The organism is Desulfonauticus autotrophicus (assembly GCF_055381725.1).
In genome coordinates, this window is record NZ_AP042395.1 from 1528107 (window position 1) to 1546748 (window position 18642).

The 18642-nt window shown below is 41.3% G+C and carries 20 protein-coding genes and 1 pseudogene; 9 read left to right on the plus strand and 12 right to left on the minus strand.

Going from position 1 to position 18642, the window contains the following annotated elements; all coding sequences use genetic code 11:
• Nucleotide 1: 1 nt before the first annotated feature.
• The 5 genes from ACZ42F_RS08730 to ACZ42F_RS08750 form a co-directional block, all read right to left on the minus strand.
• Nucleotides 2–835, minus strand: coding sequence for an efflux RND transporter periplasmic adaptor subunit (locus tag ACZ42F_RS08730; RefSeq protein ID WP_464280240.1), 834 nt, complete (start codon nucleotides 833–835; stop codon nucleotides 2–4).
• A gap of 40 nt (nucleotides 836–875) precedes the next feature.
• Nucleotides 876–1100 (minus strand): hypothetical protein, encoded by a 225-nt coding sequence (locus ACZ42F_RS08735; RefSeq protein ID WP_464278690.1) that lies wholly within the window; start codon nucleotides 1098–1100, stop codon nucleotides 876–878.
• A complete protein-coding gene (locus tag ACZ42F_RS08740; RefSeq protein ID WP_464278691.1) occupies nucleotides 1093–1761 on the minus strand; it encodes a TetR/AcrR family transcriptional regulator in 669 nt (222 codons plus the stop codon). Before ACZ42F_RS08740 ends, ACZ42F_RS08735 begins: the two co-directional genes overlap by 8 nt.
• A 77-nt stretch (nucleotides 1762–1838) precedes the next feature.
• Nucleotides 1839–4856, minus strand: a complete 3018-nt coding sequence (gene pruA / locus ACZ42F_RS08745; protein ID WP_464278692.1) for an L-glutamate gamma-semialdehyde dehydrogenase — start codon at nucleotides 4854–4856, stop codon at nucleotides 1839–1841.
• 16 nt (nucleotides 4857–4872) lie between these two features.
• A complete protein-coding gene (locus tag ACZ42F_RS08750) occupies nucleotides 4873–5361 on the minus strand; it encodes an Lrp/AsnC family transcriptional regulator (RefSeq protein ID WP_464278693.1) in 489 nt (162 codons plus the stop codon).
• A gap of 198 nt (nucleotides 5362–5559) precedes the next feature.
• Here ACZ42F_RS08750 and wrbA point away from each other — a divergent pair, with 198 nt between their 5' ends.
• The 9 genes from wrbA to ACZ42F_RS08795 all read left to right on the plus strand — a co-directional run bounded on the left by wrbA (nucleotide 5560) and on the right by ACZ42F_RS08795 (nucleotide 11815).
• Entirely contained in the window at nucleotides 5560–6171 is a 612-nt protein-coding gene (gene wrbA, locus ACZ42F_RS08755; protein WP_464278694.1) for an NAD(P)H:quinone oxidoreductase, read from the plus strand.
• Nucleotides 6171–6788 carry a UvrD-helicase domain-containing protein gene (locus ACZ42F_RS08760; protein WP_464278695.1) on the plus strand — a complete coding sequence of 206 codons (618 nt, stop codon included), beginning with the start codon at nucleotides 6171–6173 and terminating at the stop codon, nucleotides 6786–6788. Before wrbA ends, ACZ42F_RS08760 begins: the two co-directional genes overlap by 1 nt.
• 56 nt (nucleotides 6789–6844) lie before the next feature.
• On the plus strand, nucleotides 6845–8239 hold the full coding sequence (locus ACZ42F_RS08765; protein ID WP_464280241.1) for a UvrD-helicase domain-containing protein: 1395 nt from the start codon (nucleotides 6845–6847) through the stop codon (nucleotides 8237–8239).
• Complete coding sequence (locus tag ACZ42F_RS08770; RefSeq protein WP_464278696.1) at nucleotides 8224–8553, plus strand: 3'-5' exonuclease; 330 nt, start codon at nucleotides 8224–8226, stop codon at nucleotides 8551–8553. The genes ACZ42F_RS08765 and ACZ42F_RS08770 overlap by 16 nt, the downstream gene beginning before the upstream one ends.
• Complete coding sequence (locus tag ACZ42F_RS08775; RefSeq protein ID WP_464278697.1) at nucleotides 8547–9077, plus strand: PD-(D/E)XK nuclease family protein; 531 nt, start codon at nucleotides 8547–8549, stop codon at nucleotides 9075–9077. The genes ACZ42F_RS08770 and ACZ42F_RS08775 overlap by 7 nt, the downstream gene beginning before the upstream one ends.
• Nucleotides 9074–10477, plus strand: coding sequence for a hypothetical protein (locus ACZ42F_RS08780; RefSeq protein WP_464278698.1), 1404 nt, complete (start codon nucleotides 9074–9076; stop codon nucleotides 10475–10477). The genes ACZ42F_RS08775 and ACZ42F_RS08780 overlap by 4 nt, the downstream gene beginning before the upstream one ends.
• Complete coding sequence (locus tag ACZ42F_RS08785) at nucleotides 10414–10803, plus strand: hypothetical protein (protein ID WP_464278699.1); 390 nt, start codon at nucleotides 10414–10416, stop codon at nucleotides 10801–10803. The genes ACZ42F_RS08780 and ACZ42F_RS08785 overlap by 64 nt, the downstream gene beginning before the upstream one ends.
• Nucleotides 10804–10931: 128 nt before the next feature.
• A complete protein-coding gene (locus ACZ42F_RS08790) occupies nucleotides 10932–11357 on the plus strand; it encodes a PD-(D/E)XK nuclease family protein (RefSeq protein ID WP_464278700.1) in 426 nt (141 codons plus the stop codon).
• A 20-nt stretch (nucleotides 11358–11377) separates the two neighbouring features.
• Complete coding sequence (locus tag ACZ42F_RS08795) at nucleotides 11378–11815, plus strand: PD-(D/E)XK nuclease family protein (protein ID WP_464280242.1); 438 nt, start codon at nucleotides 11378–11380, stop codon at nucleotides 11813–11815.
• 2 nt (nucleotides 11816–11817) lie between these two features.
• On the opposite strand, the gene ACZ42F_RS08800 is transcribed toward ACZ42F_RS08795, so the two are convergent.
• The 7 genes and pseudogenes from ACZ42F_RS08800 to def all read right to left on the minus strand — a co-directional run bounded on the left by ACZ42F_RS08800 (nucleotide 11818) and on the right by def (nucleotide 18639).
• A complete protein-coding gene (locus ACZ42F_RS08800; protein ID WP_464278701.1) occupies nucleotides 11818–12681 on the minus strand; it encodes a hypothetical protein in 864 nt (287 codons plus the stop codon).
• A gap of 46 nt (nucleotides 12682–12727) precedes the next feature.
• A complete protein-coding gene (locus ACZ42F_RS08805; protein ID WP_464278702.1) occupies nucleotides 12728–13975 on the minus strand; it encodes a transcription antitermination factor NusB in 1248 nt (415 codons plus the stop codon).
• Nucleotides 13976–14046: 71 nt separating this feature from the next.
• Nucleotides 14047–14787, minus strand: a complete 741-nt coding sequence (gene istB / locus ACZ42F_RS08810; protein WP_464278703.1) for an IS21-like element helper ATPase IstB — start codon at nucleotides 14785–14787, stop codon at nucleotides 14047–14049.
• Entirely contained in the window at nucleotides 14774–16279 is a 1506-nt protein-coding gene (gene istA, locus ACZ42F_RS08815) for an IS21 family transposase (protein ID WP_464280195.1), read from the minus strand. Before istA ends, istB begins: the two co-directional genes overlap by 14 nt.
• A gap of 135 nt (nucleotides 16280–16414) precedes the next feature.
• The gene (locus ACZ42F_RS08820; RefSeq protein WP_464278704.1) at nucleotides 16415–17203 is read right to left on the minus strand and encodes a DUF116 domain-containing protein; all 789 of its coding nucleotides are present in this window, start codon (nucleotides 17201–17203) and stop codon (nucleotides 16415–16417) included.
• Nucleotides 17190–18155, minus strand: a complete 966-nt coding sequence (gene fmt / locus ACZ42F_RS08825; RefSeq protein WP_464278705.1) for a methionyl-tRNA formyltransferase — start codon at nucleotides 18153–18155, stop codon at nucleotides 17190–17192. The genes ACZ42F_RS08820 and fmt overlap by 14 nt, the downstream gene beginning before the upstream one ends.
• Nucleotides 18131–18639: pseudogene (gene def, locus ACZ42F_RS08830) on the minus strand (peptide deformylase). The gene fmt and the pseudogene def overlap by 25 nt, the downstream one beginning before the upstream one ends.
• Between the last annotated feature and the right edge of the window lie 3 nt (nucleotides 18640–18642).

Consider the following 18642-nt stretch of genomic DNA (forward strand, 5'->3'; position numbering starts at 1 on the left):
CTTACTCTGCTTGCTTGGGTATTACTTGCATACCAGGTCTCACCTTGGCCAGGCCAGAAACCAACACCTTATCTTCAGGCCTTAAACCCTTTTCCACTACCACTTCCTCTCCTTGCTCAGGCCCCAAGTTGACTTTACGCACTGCTACCAGATTGTCTTTGTCCAGTACGTAAACAAAATTGGCATCCTGTAAGTTAAATACAGCCTTTAAAGGCACTACCAGGGCTTCCTTTTGCTCCAGCTTTACTCTCACCTTAACAAAAAGACCTGGTTCCAGAGAAAAGGAACTATTATCCACTATTGCTCTAAGTTTTACTGTGGCTGAAGATTCATCCACCTGAGGAGCAAAAAACTCCAACCTTCCCCTATAAGGGTAGCCCTCATCCTCGCTCGTGCCAATGTCCACCTGAAAACCTTTAGCAACATCCAGTTTTTCCTTTAACTTCAGCCACTCTGTTTCACTGGCATAAAAAATCACATACAAGGGATTGTCTTGAATGATGCTAACCAGAGGAGTTTTGGCTCCTAAAACACCTACCAAATCTCCTTCATCTACTCTGTTGAGATCTGTTTTCCCATCAATGGGAGCTTTGATTTGGGTATAGGAAAGATTTATTTGAGCCTGTTTCAAGCTACTTAAAGCTAGGGATAAATTGGCCTTGGCCTGCTCATAATCACTTTTGGCCCGAATAAATTCCAGTTCACTGATTCCACCCTGCTTAAACACCTTTTGCATACGCTCAAAAGTGGAACTGGCCTTAAACAACTCTGCCCTTCTCACTTCTACCAGGGCCTGTGCTTCCTCCACCTTTGAACGATATAGGTCATCTTCCAGTAAAAATAAAAGCTCTCCCCTCTTTACCCTCTGCCCAGGCTTAAAAAAACATCTTTTTCACCTTAGCTTCCACTCTGGCCTTTACTTCCACTGCAGCAAAGGGTTTGGTCCGCCCACTAAAATAAAGATAGTAAGTAACTTCCTTTTTCACAGGAAATTGAAACTTTACCTGAGGAGGCGGAGGTGCAACTACCTTTTGTTCCTGTCCCTTGCAGGCCACCATAAAAAACAAAAACACCAACAGTAAAAAAGTTTTTTTATTCATAAGCGCTCTCTTGCTGAAAACCTTTAAAAATACTCCTTAAGCCTATTTTTAAATAATCTAAAATCCTTTCATTCTTTTTATCTTCTGGATGGGTCAGATAAAAATTTAAAAGCCCTCCCACAAAACATTCTACTACATGCACCACATCAGCTACCTCTAAAGAGAGCCTTATCTTATTCTCTCTTTTCAACCTGTCCAGAATTAACAAACTCACCTCCTCTGGACAAAGCATTACCTGGCAGGCCTCTTGCTTTACACTGGCCAAAATTCCTGGCAACCAGGCCATACGATAAACAACCTTTAAAAACTTTAATAAAAACTCATCTTCAATAATCACCTTGACCAGAAGCACATAGTATTCTTCTAATTGAGCAAGTGAGTTTATCTCCTTTTGCTGAAGGGCAAGCCTGGCCTTTAAACGCAAAAGAGCCTGCTTTACCAACTCTACAAGCAAAACCTCTTTATTCTTAAAGTGCCAATAAACTGCTCCCTTGCTCAAGTGCAAACTTTTGCCAATATCACTAAAGGATACATGCTCAAAGCCCCTGCTGGCAAACAAATCCAGAGCCCTGGCCAAAATTTTTTCCCTGGTTCTTAAAGCCTTTTCTTTGCTACTTCGTCCCATGGTAGCTAAAATACATACTGACGGTAGGTATGTCAAACCTTCCCAAAAAAATGCAGGACCCTGAACCGCACCAAGCAGGTTCAAGGCCCTGTCAGGGGAGGTGAAGATAAATTTTATTCTATCCAGTCGTCGCCTTCATCAATAGGAGCAAAACCACGACGCATGGTATTTTCAGTGGTACAACGAGGATCCATAAATTGCAACAAGTAATCAGGTCCTCCTGCCTTGGAGCCCACACCAGACATTTTAAAACCACCAAAGGGCTGTCTCTCCACTAAAGCGCCTGTAATACCTCTATTTAAGTAAAGGTTACCCACTCTAAACTCTTTTTTGGCCTTTTCTAAGTGCCTTGGGCTACGGGAGAAAATGCCGCCAGTCAAGGCAAAGCGGGTGGAGTTGGCCCATTCAATGGCCTGGTCTATATCCTTGACCTTCATTACAGCCAACACTGGGCCAAAAATCTCTTCCTGGGCCAAGCGATGCTCAGGAGTAATGCCTTCCACAATGGTTAAAGGCACATAGTATCCCTTCTTGGGTAAATCATCCCTAATAAGCAGGACCTTACCTTCCTGTTTGGCCAGCTCCACATATTCCAGGATCTTTTTCTGAGCCTTTTCATCAATAACTGGCCCCATGTAGTTGTGAGGATCTTCAGCAGGTCCAATGGCAATGGAATTGGCTGCTTCTACCAGACGCTTTACAAAACGATCATAAATTTCTTCCAGGACAATAACCCTGGAACAGGCAGAACACTTTTGTCCCTGGAAGCCAAAAGCAGAATAGATAATGTGCACAATGGCTTCATCCAAATCAGCGTCATCATCTACAATAATGGCATTTTTACCACCCATTTCAGCAATGACTTTCTTCACCTGTTCTTGCCCAGGCTGAACTTTGGCTGCCTTTTCAATAATTCTAAGCCCCACTTCCATAGAACCAGTAAAGGCAATCAAGCTGATATCTGGATGCTCTACCAAGTAATCGCCAATCACACTTCCCCTACCTGGCACAAAATTAAATACTCCCTTGGGAATGCCTGCAGCAGCATAAATCTGGGCCAGGGTATAGCCCACTACAGAAGAAGGACCTGCAGGCTTATAGAGTACGCAATTACCTGCAACCAGGGCAGCAGAAGTCATGCCACAGGAAATGGCCAGAGGAAAGTTCCAGGGAGCAATAACTGCAGCAATACCCTTGGGTTGATAGAAAAGGTGATTTAATTCTCCAGGTGCTCTTCCCATTTTTCTGGGACTACCCAGCCTTAACATTTCACGCCCATAGTATTCCAGAAAGTCAATGGCCTCACCCACATCAGCATGGGCCTGATCCCATTGCTTACCCACTTCTAAAACCTGCCAGGCTGCCAGGTTAAAGATATTTTTACGGGCATAATCAGCCGCCTTAAAAAGATAGTTGGCCCTTTCTTGAGGGCTCAAATCCCTCCACAGGGGAAAAGCATTTTTAGCTGCATAAATGGCCTGGTCAATTTCTTGGGTAGAAGCCTGGCAAACATAACCAATTACTTCATCCGGGTTGGCCGGGTTGACAGAGGCAAGCTTGTCTTCAGTAAAGACTTCTTCCCCGTTGATAAGTAAAGGATAGGTCTTACCCAACTCCTTTCTCACTTCAGCAATGGCTCTAGGAAAGGCATTGCGCTCAAATTCCTTGGTAAAATCTGGAGCAGGGAAATTGGTAAAAGGAGGAATCTCTCCTTCTGCCTGAGTTTTTTGTTGTTTTTCCTTGCGCTTGGCCTTTTCTTCTTCTGCTATAATCTCCGGATCTTCCATTAACCTGTCCAGAGCAGCCCCTTCCACAAAACTCTGGCGCAGGAAGGATTCATTGGCAGTGTTTTCCAGCAACCTTCTGACCAGATAGGCCATACCAGGAATAAGGTCGCCATAGGGAGCATAAAGGCGTACCCTTTTGGCCACATTTAGCAGCCCCTTGCGCACAGGCTCAGCCATTCCGTAGAGCACCTGGAATTCATAGCGCTCTTCTGGAACGCCCAAAGCCAGGGCTGTTTCCAAAACAGCAGAAATGGTCCGAATATTATGAGAGCCACAGGCAAAATAGCAAATATCGTGATTTTCCAAAATCTTTTTCGCCTGTCTTTCAAAGGCAGCATCACTTTCAGCCTTAATAGTGTAAACAGGAATCTCCCAGCCCCTTTGCTTGGCAATCACAGTCTCATAATCCCAATAGGCACCTTTTACCAGACGAATGGAAATCTTGACCTTTTCTCTTCTCGCCCAATCCAGAAGTTCATCCAGATCCCTGTCTGTATCCTTTAAGTAGGCCTGTAAAACCACAGCTAATTCATCAAAATCCCTAAACTCTGGATCCATTTTTAAACGACGATACACCTCCAAGGTAATATCCTTAAAGAGATATTGCTCCATATCAATGCAGAGGTGTCCGCCAATCTCCTTTATTTTGCGCACAATGGGTTTTAATCTCTCGTAAATAACCTGGACTGTATTTTCAAAGTCCACAGGCTTAGCCTGGGAATAAAGGGCAGAAGGCTTAATGGAAGCATTTACTTTGGGAGCATATCCCCAGTCCAAATCTCCTCCACTTATTAACCCCTTCCACTTTTTGGCTTCTTGGGCCAGGGCATCTAATAATTCCAGGTAGCTATTTTGATAAAAAATACCTTCTTCTTCACTTACTGTAGCTTCTCCTAAGATATCCACAGTAAAAGCAAAATTGTCTTTTCTAAGTTTATTTAAAGTTTTAATAGCCTGTTTGGTATTTTCACCAATAATAAACTGCTTGGCCATGGACTCCAGGTTGGAACGAATGGTCTTGGCCAAAAGCTTACCAGCCAGGCCCTTGCCAAAACCAGCAGCACCTTTGGCCCCCCATTTTAATACTGCTGGCAAGTCATTTTCCTTACCCGTAAAGTACTCTTCAATATGCCTGGTCAAAGACTCTGTGCTATCCAAGTAGGGAAGTACATCTACAAATCTAAAGAGCTGGACCTTAAAGTTTTCATTTTGCATGGCCCAGTCCATTACCTTACCTGTCCACCAGCTTTTATTAAAAACTGAAGGAGCTTCTCCCTTTATGCTTGCAAAAAACTCCTTGCCTCTGCTTTTAATTTTTTCGTTCAATACCTTTTTATCCAGCATCTTATATCCTCCTTGCTTATTCTTTACGCTTACGCCTATTTTTCCTTTCCTTTACTTCGGATAAATCCAGCCTCAAAGTCTCCAAAATTTCCTGCAAGACCAGAGTGGTCCTGGTATCAATAACTCCCTCTATTTTCCCGAATTTTTTTAATAACTCGGTTAGGGCATCTGTGTGAGAAACCCTGGCCTTTACCAGGTAGTTGAACTCGCCAGCAATATAAAAGACTTCCTGCACTTCCTCTATTCTGGCAATCTCATGCCCGATGGCTGTAGAGCCAACAGGATCAGCGGTCTTAACTAAAATAAAAACCGTTAAAACCAACCCCAGCTTTTTATGGTCCAAGCGCACTTCATAATTTTCAATTATACCACTACTTTCTAGCTTGCGAATTCGCTCCAAAATCCCTGAAGGAGCCATCTTTAAACGCCTGGCTATCTCCGCATTGCTCATGCGCCCATTTTCCTGGAGCAAGTTCAGGATCTTCTTATCTATTTCGTCAATCATTCTAAAAAACCTCTTTTTTTATGGACATAATTCTTTTTTAAAGCAAAAGTCAAGAACAAAAATAATTTTTCTCCTTTGAAATTGTTTATTCCAGACCAACTTTTTACTCAAAGATAAAACTTGTAAAAAATCTTCCCTTTTGCTACAAAGGGTGGGGTAGAAAATAAACAATAATTGGAAAAACAAAGGGAGAAAGTTATGAAAATACTGGTACTCTATTACTCTCTTTATGGCCATGTCTATCAAATGGCCAGGGCAGTACTTAAGGGAATAGAGCAGGTAGAAGGAGTAAAGGGTGTACTCAAAAAAGTACCTGAAACTTTAAGTGAAGAAGTGCTAACCAAAATGAACGCCCTGGAGTTTAAACAAAAACAGGAGAATGTCCCTATCTGCACTGTGGAGGAACTGGCTGACTACCAGGGAATTATTTTTGGCACTCCCACCCGCTTTGGCAATATGTGTGCTCAAATGCGTCAATTTTTAGATGCCACAGGCAAACTCTGGGCCAGGGGGAGTTTAATAGGCAAGGTGGGGAGTGTATTTGTAAGTACAGCTACCCAGCATGGTGGTCAGGAAAGCACCATTTTGAACTTCCATACTACCCTTTTACATCACGGCATGATTATAGTAGGTCTTCCCTATTCCTTTCAGGAACAGATGGGCCTGGAAGAAATCATGGGCTGCTCGCCCTATGGTGCTTCCACAATTGCTGGCGGGGATGGCTCCAGGTGGCCCAGTGACAAAGAATTAGCAGGAGCAACTTTTCAAGGAAGCTATGTAGCCAAGATTACCAAAAAACTTTTTAGCTGATGAAATCCCTTTTCACCTCTTCCCTCTCTTACCCCTTTATTTTACGCATCCGGGCTTCAGCTGGAGCAGGCAAGACCTATACCTTGATGCAGGCTTTCCTCTGGCATCTAGCCCAACTCGAGCCCAGCTTAGAAAACTTAAAGTCCCTGGTCGCCTTAACCTTTACCAACAAGGCCACCAAGGAAATGAAATCCAGAATCATTAAAGGGCTAAAGGAAATAATCCTGGGCACTCCTGCAGGTAAAAAACTAGCTCAAGAAATAGGTTTTTCTTCTTCCAAGGCCCAAAGATGGCTGGAACTCATCTTTGAACACTATGCAAGCTTTCAAGTCAAAACCATTGATAGCTTTCTCTTTTCCCTTTTAAGCCTGCTGGGCTTGGACCAAAACTGGCCCAAAAACCTCTTTGTAGAGCTAAAAGAAACCCTTATCCTAGAGCAACTAATAGACAATTTTTTTAGAAACAAAGCACCTCAAAGCGAAGAGCTTTTCACTTCCTATTTAAACATAGAAAAACCTTCTGGCTTTTATTTACAGCCCAAATTAAAAAGCCGGATAATGGACTTAATCACCACCCGCCTGGCAAACAGGGTAGAAAAAAAGAAGGAACAGAGGTAAACCTGACCAGTTTAGAACAAAAATTAAACACCCTGGGGCTGGATTTAGTAGAAAGCATTTACCAAAAAGACTCTAAGGCAGAATGGAAATATTCCTGGAATAATAATCTAAAAGACCCTCTAACAAACCTGAATAGTTCCTGCTTCTCCAAGTCGAGTGTAAAGGAACTATTGAAAAAGGACTATCAAGGCCTGGTAGAAGAGAGGGAAGAAACACTTTTTGCCCAGATTAAAGAAACCAGAAATGCCTACCTGCTTGCTTTGGCTAAAGCAAAAGTAAAAAGTTATACCCAGATATGTAACTATTTAGAAAAAGAATTAGCTAAACTACAATCTCAAGAAGGATTTCTTCTTCCTTCCAAATGGTACGCACCTCTTTTAACCTGCCTGGAAGAATTTAATCTTCCCCATATCTTTTGCTTGCTGGGAGAAAGGTGGAAACACTTTCTCCTGGATGAGTTTCAAGACACCAGCCTAGAACAGTGGCAAATCTTAAAGTTTTTTATTGAAAACAGCCTGAGTGAAGGTGGAAGTTTAATTTTGGTTGGAGACAGTAAACAATCCATTTATATCTGGAGAAACGCCAATCCAGAAATCTTTAACCAGATAGAAAGGGACTTTTCTCTGGAAGTAAAAGATTGCCTTTTAGAATACAACTGGCGCTCAACTCCAGAAGTTATAGAGTTTAACAACAATTTGTTTAGCCAGGTAAGAGAAAAACTTGACCTTATATTAGAAAATTTAGCAAAAGATAACAACGAACTAAAAGAAAAAATACAGACCTTTTTTGCAGAAGTAAAACAAAAACCAGCCCCCAAACCTACCAATATCCAGGGAAAAACTGTTTATCTGGCCCTGGAAGAACAAGAAGAAATAGAAAGGAAAGTAATTTCCACCCTAAAGGAGCTACAAAAACATTATTCCCTGAAAGACATTGCCATCCTGTGTCGAAGAAACCAGGAGGTAAGCCACTTTACCTCCCTGTTATGGCAAGCAGACCTTCCAGCTATTTCTGAAAACAGCCTGCTCCTGGAGACTTCCCGGGTCATTAGAGGCCTAATTAGCTGGCTATCTTTTCTAGATTCTCCCCTGGAAGACCTCTATTTACTGGGCTCTTTTTTCTTGCTCAAAGAAAACCCAGATGTTTCCCTCTACAGCCAGAAGGAGTCAGATAAACCTTTGCTTTTAGCCCTTAAAGAAAACCATCCAGAGTTATTTGATAAATTGGCCTTTTACTTAAATCAGACCTCTTATCTCAGTTGCTATGACTTAGTGCAGCTCTTTTTAACTGAAGAAGATATTTATGGACGGTTTCCAGAGCATCTGCCCTTTATTGAATACTTTTTGGAGCTTATTTTTACTACCAACCTGGATTTTCTTCCCCTTTCTTCCTTTCTTACCTTTTGGGAAGAACGAAAACCGAGCAGTTTCTGGAAGTGCCAGAAAATTTAGATGCCCTTCGCCTTTTAACCATTCACAGCGCCAAGGGACTGGAATTTCCCGTAGTTATTGTTCCTAAAATAGACTGGGAACCAGAAAAGGTTCAACTGCTCTACCTGCCGCAGGAAGGATTGGTGCGCATAAAAAAACCTTATGCTGAAGAAATCAAACCCTATCTGGAGAAAGAGCAGGCCCAAAAAGCCATTGAAAGCCTCAACCTGCTTTATGTAGCCCTGACCAGGGCAGAAAGGGAACTTTACTGTTTTTATCAGGACAGGGGCGTGGGTAAAATCCTTAAAACCCTCCTGGAGAAAGAAGCATGTTAAAAAAATATTTTCTTCAGGAAAATACCAAAGCACCTAAAAAATACATTTTACTGGGAGATTTTTTACATCTTATCCTGTATTTTTTACCTCAGCTTAAACCTGACCAATCCAGCTTAGACCAGGCCCTGGAAAAGGCCTGGGCCTTTTTTGCTCAAAAGCAAAGCTTACTCTATCTCCATAAAGAAAAAAACATCCAGGATTTAATCCAGCATAAACAAATAAGGGAAAAGTTTTATATTATTTTAACTTTACTTCAGGAAAAAAATTTTACTGCCTGCACTAAGGAGCTAAAAGAGCAGGAAGTAATAGATGCTAGAGGGAATATCTATCGTATAGACAGAGTGTTAGTATTTCCTGAAAAACTAGTAATTCTGGATTTAAAACTTTCCAAGCAAGAGGATAGTGAAGAAAACCATAAAAAACAGTTGAAAGTATATCAGCAGTTGCTTCAAAATATATTTAAAAAGGAAACAGAAGCTTATTTAATCTACTTTGAAGAAGAAGAATTAAGGCCAGTTTTATGAGTGCAAGCTATCTTATCCACCCCCAGGAAAACTTCTTACAAACAATAGCCAAATTACTTGCCCAAGAAGAAAACTTGGCTCACCTGCAAATCATTCTTCCTTCCAGAAGGTCCGGGCTTTTTTTACGCTATTATTTAGCGCAGGAAATAGCCAAACCCTTTATTCCTCCTCAAATTTACAGTTTAGAGGATTTTGTTTTTTTAAAATTTATTCAAATCCATCCCTATTCCCTGATCAATTACCTGGAGTTTATCCACCTTACCTACCCTTACTTTCAAAACTTTCTTTCCCTGGAAAATTACCTGGAATGGTCCAACTCTTTCTACGAACTACTGGAAGAAACAGATAAAGAACTAATAGATATCCCCAACATCCACTTAAGTCTTCAAGCAAACACCTGCACAGAATACATCTTAACTCACCTAAAAGAGATAAAAGAAGATTTGGAGAGAAAATTTCACCAACACCGCCTAACCACTCCAGGCTTTTGTTTTCGCACCCTGGCTAACAATTTACAGGTATTGGACTCAGACCTGCAAACCTGGCTGGTTGGCTTCTTTGCCCTTACCCAGAGCGAACGGGTTATTTTTAGTTATTTAAAAGACCAGGGAGCCAGGTTCTTTTTTGAAGATGACCCCAAAGAAATACATCCCATTTTAGTAAGAGAGCTAAAAAAATTAAAGTTAACTCCTCAGACTTTAAGTAAAAAAGACTATCCAGAGCCCAAATTTTCCTTTGTCTTTGCCTCTACTTATCATGCCCTGATAAAAGAAATAAAACACCACCTGGCAGAAAATCCCAGCCAACCTGATAAGATAGCCCTTTTAACCACAGTAAACGACACCCTAAAGCCTCTTATGTTTGAACTTAAAGACAAAAAAGTAAACTTTGCTCTGGGCTATCCCTTAAAATATTCGGTAATATTTTCCTTCTTACAAATTATAAAAAACTTAATGGAGCATAGGCAGGAAGAATATATTTACCTTCCCTCTTTTCTGGATTTCATCAAATATCCCTTTATTAAAAACAACAAACTAAAGGGAAGACTGCTGGAAGAAGATATTTTTCAACTTGATTTAAGACTAAAGGAACAGGGAAAAGCCTACTTAACCCTGGAAGAAATAAAAAAAGTAAAAATTCATAACCCCGACCTAAAAGAAGCTCTAGATTTTATCCTATCTCTTTTTCAAAATTATTTAAATTACCAACCAGCAGAAAAAACCACAGTAAAAAATCTGGTAAAAACTTTCCAGGAACTGTTTAAAGCTTTACACCTTACCCAGCAGGCTACCAGTTTAGAATTAGAAGAGCCTACGGGCTTAAAATCCCTTTTAGTTTGGCAGGAACAGGTCTTAAGCCAGCTAAAATTATCTCCTTTACAGGAGCAGAGCCTGTCCTGAAAAAGGGGCTGCATTTAATCTTAAACCTCACTCAAAAAATTTTTCTTCCCCTTAAAGGAGAACCCCTGGCCGGAATCCAAGTCCTGGGACTTTTGGAAAGCAGGCTCCTGGCCTTTAACAAGGTCCTGGTCTTAGGCGCAGAAGAAGGCAATCTTCCCCAATCAAGCTCTCCCAACCCTCTTTTATCTGGCGAAATCAGGCTTCTTTTAAACCTTCCCCAACAGGAAAAACAGGAACAAATCCAGGGCTATCATTTAACCAGGTTGCTTAAAGCCAGTAAAGAAGTGTATTTTTTGCTTACTACCAGTGAAAAAAAGATTTTTTAGGCGGGAAAAACATTCCCAGCAGGTTTGTAGAAAAGATAATCTGGGAACTGGAAAAACAAAAAAAAGAACCAGCTTTCAAACAACTATCTACACCTCTAAGCTCTAGTGCCTTAAACACCAAGACTTTCTTGCCCAAAACAAAAGAGCATAAAGAAAAGATAAAAACACTTCTTCTCCAGGGTATTTCTCCTTCTCATCTAAACACTTACCTGAAATGCGAACTACTCTTTTATTTTAACTATATCTTGCAATTAAAAGAAGAAAGGAAACTGGGCACTTTTGACTCGGCCTTACTGGGGTCAGTAGTTCACAAAACCCTGGAAGTATTTTTCAGGCCTTTTAAGGGCAAGAAAATATGCATAGAAGATAAATACATAGAAAACTTAAGGGAAATTTTAGATGAAAACTTTAGACAAATGGGATTGCTAGAAAAGCTGGATAAAGATAAAAAACTATTTTTAAGACACATTACCTATCATAAACTAAAAAAATATATCCAAACCATAAGCAATACTTATTCTGGATATGAAGTTGAAGAGCTTGAAAAAGGGTAAAGTATAAATTAACTAATAATATCTATCTAAAAGGTAAAATAGATAAAATAATAAAAAATGCCAATCAGCTCATAGTCCTGGATTATAAAACAGGTCAGCAACTTACTTCCACTGCCAAAATAAGGGAAGTAATTACTAAGTATACAGATTTGACTTCTTTAAAAGAGAAGAAATTTGACTTCCAGATTCCCTTTTATATTTTTCTTCTAACAGAAACCCAGGATAAGGATATCAATGGTGGCTGGGTTTACCTGGCTCCCTACGAGCCCAAAATAACTCTTTTATTTACAGAAAAAAACCTCAAGGAAGAACAAGAACTCTTAAACCAAAATCTCCCTCTACTTTTAAAGCTGGTATGTACTGATATGCTGGAAAAAGATTATTTTGAACCCAGCTTAAGCCAGGAACCCTGTTCCTTTTGTGCTTATCGCAAGATTTGCCCCAGTCCTGTAATATAAAATTATAATACCTGGGTTTTAGTATGGCTGATGGTAATTAACAGAGCAAAAACTGCAGCCATAACTCCTATTAATACATCATAATAAATAGGTGCAGTTAGGCAAAGGCGCATAAGCAAAGTAGCCACAGCATAACTAGAATTTCTAAATATATCTCTAAAAGCTGGAAAAAACCTATGGGAAATCAAAACAATCAAAATATCACTAAAGATTAAAATGGTATAAAACTCATTAAAAAAGGCAATAAGACCTTTATGCATTATTAAGGCATAAAGATTATAAACACCTAAAAGAATGAAAAGGCCCAAAAGGATTAGAGAAACGAATTTTTTAGCACCTACAAAAAGGAATATCTTTTCTCCCTTGATTTGTTTGGAGGAAGATTTTTCCTTTTCCCGCCCAATTATCCTGTAATACCACAAAATAATCACATAAATAGACAAAGCACCCAGCCCATACACACCTATTTTTAAAACCAGGTCCAGATGCCCTTGAAAACTTATGGGTTCATTTAAGGAAATGAGTAATTTAAAGCAGTTTCTTAAAAAAATAAGGGATAAAATCTCCAATTGTTTACCCACTGCTTTGGACACAGAGCAGGGTAAAACAAAGATAAAGCTTATCACTTCAAAAACAAGCAAAAGGGAAAAGGCCAGATGCACAGCCCAAAAGGGATTGGCCTTTATCCAGGGAGAGAAGAAAAATTCAGGAAGTAAACCCAGTCTTTTTAATTCACTTAAGGATAAACTGATTAAAAAAGTTAAAACCAAAACCCCTGCAATTTTTTGTTGAAAAACCTTTCCCTCCCATAGACGATGCAAGGGGTCAAAAACATAATTGGCTAATTCTGTTAGCTTGTAAATCATAAAAAACTATAAAAATTAAGGGTTATAATTTACCTTTAGTCTATCCTCATTTTCTATGCAAGCAAGCTCCAAAAAACACCTCCTGCCTGGAACAATCTGGCAAGATTTGCTTTTCTAAACTAAATTGCGGATAAGCAGTTAAAAACTCTGCAATCTGGAGTTCATTTTCTTTCCTGGTTAAGGTGCAGGTAAGATAATAAATTTTTCCTCCTTTTTTTACTCTGGATGCTACTTTACTTAAAATCTTTTTTTGAATCTTAGCCAGATTTAAAATATCTTCTTCCTTTCTTTTCCACTTTATATCCGGCCTTCTCGCAATAACACCCAGACCAGAACAGGGAACATCCAGCAAAATACCTTCCACCTGCGCACAGGGCAAGGCATAAGCACTTGCTCTAAGCACTCCCATTAAAGTAAATCCCAAACGCTTGCTTTCCTTTTTTAAAAAACAAAGCCTTTTCCAGTTTATATCTGACGCAATGACCTTTTTATTCACTCTGGATAAAATAAAAGACTTGCCTCCACTTCCAGCACAAGCATCCCAAACCAAATGGTCCTTTTCCTCCAAAAGGCTTAACAAAATCTTCTGACTTTCAATACTTTGATTATAAAAAAGACATTTTTTAGCCTCTAAAAACCTAAATACTTCTTCTTCTCTGCCTTTCTTTATACTAAAGCCTACTTCTGTATTTTCCTCAATAGCCTCTCTTAAGGCAGATAAATCACAATTTTTTGCCAATAAAACAGAACTAAGGGGCCTGGAAAGGGAACTGGCAAGAAATTTTAAGGCCTTTTCTTCTCCCAAATCTTTTAGTAAATAGCGAACCAGCCAGGTGGGAGCAGCATATTTGCGGCTTAAAAAAGTAAGGGTATCTGCTTTATCCTGTTTAAAAAAATCCTCTTCCAAGCTAAGTTGAGAGATTTTTCTCAAGACTGCATTAACTAGACCGGCTAACTTCTCTCCATAGTTTTGCTTACTAAATTCAACACTCCAGGAAATAACAGCATAAGCAGGAATTTTACTTAAATACAACAGCTGATAAACAGCAGTACTTAAAAGGATATTGATTTCCAGGGGTAAATGGGCACTTTTTTTTATAAACCGCTGCCAGATAAATTCCAGTTGATTTTTATACCTAAAATAACCATAACTTAATTCTGTAAGTAAGGCCTTGTCTCTTGTATCTAATAGTTGAGATAAGGTATTATCCAGAGCAGCCTGAAGGTCTTCTCCCTTTAAAGTGGATTTTATAACCTGGATGGCTTTAAATCTGACTTCTTTTTTAAGGCTCAACAAAGTACTTGTCAATGGCCAAAAAATTTAATCCATTTTCGGACAACAAAATTGACCCACCTGCCCACTCCCTAGTTTTCCAATTTTTCTCTCAAGCGGTAGCTCTCACCTCCTAGCATGAAAATGTGTGAGTGATGAATCAAGCGATCCACTATTGGGACTGCCACGTTCTCGTCGTGAAAAAATTCTCCCCATGCCGTAAACTCCTTGTTTGTCGTGATCATCACCGAACGATACTCGTATAAGCTATTGATCAGCTGAAACAGGTTGTAAACGCTCCTCTTGCTCATCGGCAGATATCCAAGCTCGTCTATGATCAAAAGATCAAATTTCAAAAGGCTTGCTATCTTCTTTTTCAACTCCCCTTTGAGTTCTGCCAGTTCCAAAGTCTCCACCAGCTCTAGCGCCGTCTGAAAAAGCACCTTGTACCCAGCACCCACTGCCTTTACTCCTATCCCTATGGCCAAATGAGTTTTCCCAACCCCAGGTGGTCCTATGAAGATCACGTTCTCCCGATTCTCGATAAACTCAAACGTGAGAAGCCGGTTCACCTGACGCTTCGTAATGGTCGTCTGGAACCTAAAGTCAAAACCCTCCAAATGTTTCTCCGTGGGGAAACTTGCTTTACGCTGGTTGAGCTCTATTCGCTTCCGGTTGCGCACCTTCTGCTCGTGTTCTACCAACATGTCCGCAAACTCAAGATAAGATACCTCGTTTTCTTCGGCTTGACGGAGAAGTTCTGCCAAAGCCTCGCCAATGCTGTTAAACCTCAAGCTCCGGTATTTATGGGCTACCTCTTCAATGGATCTCATGGCTCAACTCCTTACAGGTGACCCTGGCATACCGCCCAAGAGCTGAGTTCTTCTCTACTTCGGCGGGATTATCCAGCCATTCTTCGCAGAAATATTCCGGACGATGCTCCCAGGCCTCAAGATAGTCTTGGATCTGGCTGGTAGTAAGCCTCCGTCGCTCGCAAAGACACCTTAAAAGCTCCTCTGGCATCTCATAACGCCTAAGAAGCCTCACCAGGCCTGCCAGCTGATCCTTGTAAATCTTGGGAGAGGTCTCTTTAAGAAGCCCACATATCTTCCTACCTCCTTCCTCTCCCAGATGCCCCCTGATCTCGGTCTCGTAACCTGCAATCTGTTTCTCTCTGTCTCGGTAATGGTTGGTGTTCTTGATCACCTCACCTCGTCCACGGCTCAAAACATGCCGCGCCACCTCCTCTCCGGTCTCAAGGTTAGAGATTATCAGCCACTGGCCTTTCTCCTTCACCCCAACTCGCGCCCTTTGATAGGCCATGGGCACTGAATAGCGGTTGGACTTCCAGGCTATAAGCCCCGTCTTGTCCACCTTCCGCACCTCTTGACATGCCTCAGGTAGGTTCAGATACGTGGGCGTAAAGTAGGCACGCATATGAGAACGCTCACACTCCTCGTAGTGCTTACGCACTACCTTCCCCGTGGTGCCGTGCACACGCTTGTTGGCCTTTTCATTAAGCCACTCCAATAGATAAGACTCAAACTCCTGCCAGTTCCTAAAACTCTCTCCGTAAAGGGCGTTGCGCTTCACATACTTGACCCCGGCCTCTACCTTGCCTTTGCTCTCGGGGTCGTAACCCTCACAGGCCCTCACACGAAAACCTGCCGCTGTGGCGTAAGCGTGAAACCTCTCATTTAACCTTAGCTCCCGAAACCGTTCCTCTAGTACCACCAGCTTCGTTTGGTCATATACACACTCCTCAGGACACCCTCCAAAGTAACGAAAGGCCGCATCATGCATCTGTATAAACTTCTCCGTGTCCACAGGCTCCCTGCACACCGCCACATACATGAGTCTCGAATAGGAAAGCACAAACACCACAAAGTACACCCTCGTTTCCTCTCCGCCGATCATCAAACCGCGAAACTCCCCACCATCAACCTGGCACTGTACTCCAGGCTCCATGGCCAGAACTGGCTCGTAGTAACGCTTCTGTTTGAAACTGATAGTCTCCTTCACTCTCCTGACAAATCGCCTGACAGTTCGACTTGATACTGTAAGTTCCGGATGCTTGCGTAAAAGTCTATCCCTAATCTTGACCGCACTAAGCCCTGGATAGCTTTGAAGCAGATGGACGATGTAGTCCCGATGCTGATCAAGTATCTTAGCGCGCTCTCGTTGACTCTTTTGTGCTTGAATGGACTCTTCCGCCATGCCCAGATACTTTCTCACTGTGTTCCGAGATATGCCTAGTTCTCGGGCAATTGCTCGGATTGAAAGCCCGTTGCCATCGTCGTATAATGCCTTGATTTTGTGAATCACGATCCATTCCTTCAAGTTTTGATCCTCCTAATTGTCCTTTATAAGACAATTAGAAGGATATGGCCTTTTGCCATCTGTTGCACTCTAGAAGTGGCTCAAAATTATTGTCCGATTAGGGCTCATTTTAATTGGCCATTAACAGTACTCCAGGGCCTTTTCTACCTGCTTTAAAGGAACCAAGGTGTCTAAACAGGGTCCTTTAGGCCGTTTATTTAAAATACCATACACAGGCAAAGGATATGTATCCTGAATACCACTGGATAAATCTCTTTCACAAGCAACAGCTATTATCATCTTGGGTCTGGTGGTAACTACAATTCTTCTGGCTATAGTCCCTCCAGTAGCAATTGCTATATTGATGCCATATTTTTTATGCAATTTAATAAGACCAGCTAAAGGGCATTTACCGCATTCTTCACAATTATAAATATTATAAGTTAACCTTTTATCACATAAGCTATTTTGCAAACAGTGAGGAAGTAAAAGCAATATCTCTTGAGGTTTATATTTTTTACTGGAACTTAACACCAGTTCATTATTTACTTTAATAAAAGAAGCCCTTACCTTTTGTTTGGAAATGTTAAAAATTCTTCCCACTCCCACCATGAGAGGTAAAAAGAATTTAATGGTTAAACCTCTAATTTTATGGGCAAGGAGAACATTTTTCTTTAATATTATGCTCAGGACCAAGCCCAAAGAGGACCAAATTATTCCTATAAATATCAGTCCCAGCAGACCAGCTAGGACATAAGGAGCTAAAGGATGGATTTGCCGCAATCCCACATAGGGAACCACCCACAATCCCACTAAAAGCAGGCACAACAAAAAAGAAGTCAGAAGAATAAGCCCGATAAAGAGCCGTTTTTTGACCGGAATGGTATCTTGAATCTCTTTATTTAAACTCTGATAGTCATCTTTGCTCATTTTCCAGACACTTGCTTAAAAAACCACAGTAAAAGGCCGTGGCCTCCATTAATTTACCATTGGCAGGCTTTAGCTTTTCCACCAGATAAAAGTTATCCTTACAGGCAAAGGCAATTTTGTTTTCTTTAAACTGTATGCTCCCTGGCACCAGGCTATCCTCCACCTTTTCCCCAATTTGTCCAGGAAAAAGGTTTACTTTAATCTGGCGGCCATCAGCTTTGGTAAAGTAAAAATAAGCTCCAGGCCAGGGGAAAAGGCCCCTTATTTGATTGTGTACCTCCCAAGCAGGACGATTAAAGTCCACCAATCCCTCTTCTTTACTCAGCTTAGGGGCATAGGTAGCCAGGTGTTCTGGCTGGGGAAGAGGAGTAATCTTACCTGCACTCATCTTTTCCAGGGCTTCCACGATAAGTTCTGCCCCCAGCTTAGCCAGATCATCGTGCAGGGTCTTGGCTGTGTCATTAATATCAATGGCCATGGCCCGCTGTAATACAATGGGGCCACTATCCAAGCCCTCTTCCATGAGCATAATGGTTATGCCTGTTACCTTTTCTCCCTGTAAAATAGCGCGTTGAATGGGTGCTGCTCCTCGATATCTGGGCAAAAGGGAAGCATGCACATTTAAAGGCGCAATTTTAGGGATATCTAACACAACCCTGGGTAGAATAAGCCCATAAGCAGCTACCACCAGAAAGTCTGGCTGCAACTTAGCAAGCTTTTCCACTTCTTCTACGGACTTAAAATTTTGAGGTTGGAATAAAGGCAAGCCCTTTTGTAAAGCCAGTTCCTTTACAGGAGAGCATTTTACCTTTCTTCCTCTGCCTGCAGGTTTATCTGGCTGAGTGTAAACTCCCACTATTTGCCCACCATTCCACAAAGAAACTGCTTCTAAAATGGTGGCTGCAAACTCAGGAGTGCCCATAAACACTATTTTTTTCTTTGCTTCAGCCATTTCTGCAGCCTTTTATCGTATAAATTGCGTTTTAAGCGACTAATGCGGTCAATAAACAAAATCCCATCCAGATGGTCTATTTCATGTTGGAGACAAATGGCCAGGAGTTCCTCAGCCTCCAGTTCTATATCCTCTCCTTCCAGATTTTTGGCCTTTACCTTTACTCTGGCTGCCCTTTTTACCCTGGCCCTATAGCCAATGACACTCAGGCACCCCTCTTCACCTTCCACTTCCCCTTCTTTTCCACAATCTCTGGATTGACCAAAATCATCAAATCTTCTCGTTTCTCTGGTCCAGAGATATCCACTGTAATCAGACGCAAATTTTTTCCCACCTGGGGAGCAGCCAGGCCAATGCCCTTGTTTTCATACATGGTTTCCACCATATCCTGAGCCAGTTTTTTGAGGTCCTCGTCTATTGCCTGCACTGGCTCGGATTTACGGGCCAAAATCTCATTGGGATAAGTAATTATTTTCAAACTCAAGAT

What these genes read in the sequence shown, in the direction of transcription:
- istB (WP_464278703.1), bottom strand. Translation starts at nt 14,787, where the DNA reads ATGAGATCCATTGAAGAGGTAGCCCATAAATACCGGAGCTTGAGGTTT.
- ACZ42F_RS08735 (WP_464278690.1), bottom strand. Translation starts at nt 1,100, where the DNA reads ATGAATAAAAAAACTTTTTTACTGTTGGTGTTTTTGTTTTTTATGGTG.
- ACZ42F_RS08780 (WP_464278698.1), top strand. Translation starts at nt 9,074, where the DNA reads ATGAGTGCAAGCTATCTTATCCACCCCCAGGAAAACTTCTTACAAACA.
- ACZ42F_RS08750 (WP_464278693.1), bottom strand. Translation starts at nt 5,361, where the DNA reads ATGATTGACGAAATAGATAAGAAGATCCTGAACTTGCTCCAGGAAAAT.
- fmt (WP_464278705.1), bottom strand. Translation starts at nt 18,155, where the DNA reads ATGGCTGAAGCAAAGAAAAAAATAGTGTTTATGGGCACTCCTGAGTTT.
- ACZ42F_RS08775 (WP_464278697.1), top strand. Translation starts at nt 8,547, where the DNA reads ATGTTAAAAAAATATTTTCTTCAGGAAAATACCAAAGCACCTAAAAAA.
- wrbA (WP_464278694.1), top strand. Translation starts at nt 5,560, where the DNA reads ATGAAAATACTGGTACTCTATTACTCTCTTTATGGCCATGTCTATCAA.
- ACZ42F_RS08760 (WP_464278695.1), top strand. Translation starts at nt 6,171, where the DNA reads ATGAAATCCCTTTTCACCTCTTCCCTCTCTTACCCCTTTATTTTACGC.
- pruA (WP_464278692.1), bottom strand. Translation starts at nt 4,856, where the DNA reads ATGCTGGATAAAAAGGTATTGAACGAAAAAATTAAAAGCAGAGGCAAG.
- ACZ42F_RS08820 (WP_464278704.1), bottom strand. Translation starts at nt 17,203, where the DNA reads ATGAGCAAAGATGACTATCAGAGTTTAAATAAAGAGATTCAAGATACC.
- ACZ42F_RS08800 (WP_464278701.1), bottom strand. Translation starts at nt 12,681, where the DNA reads ATGATTTACAAGCTAACAGAATTAGCCAATTATGTTTTTGACCCCTTG.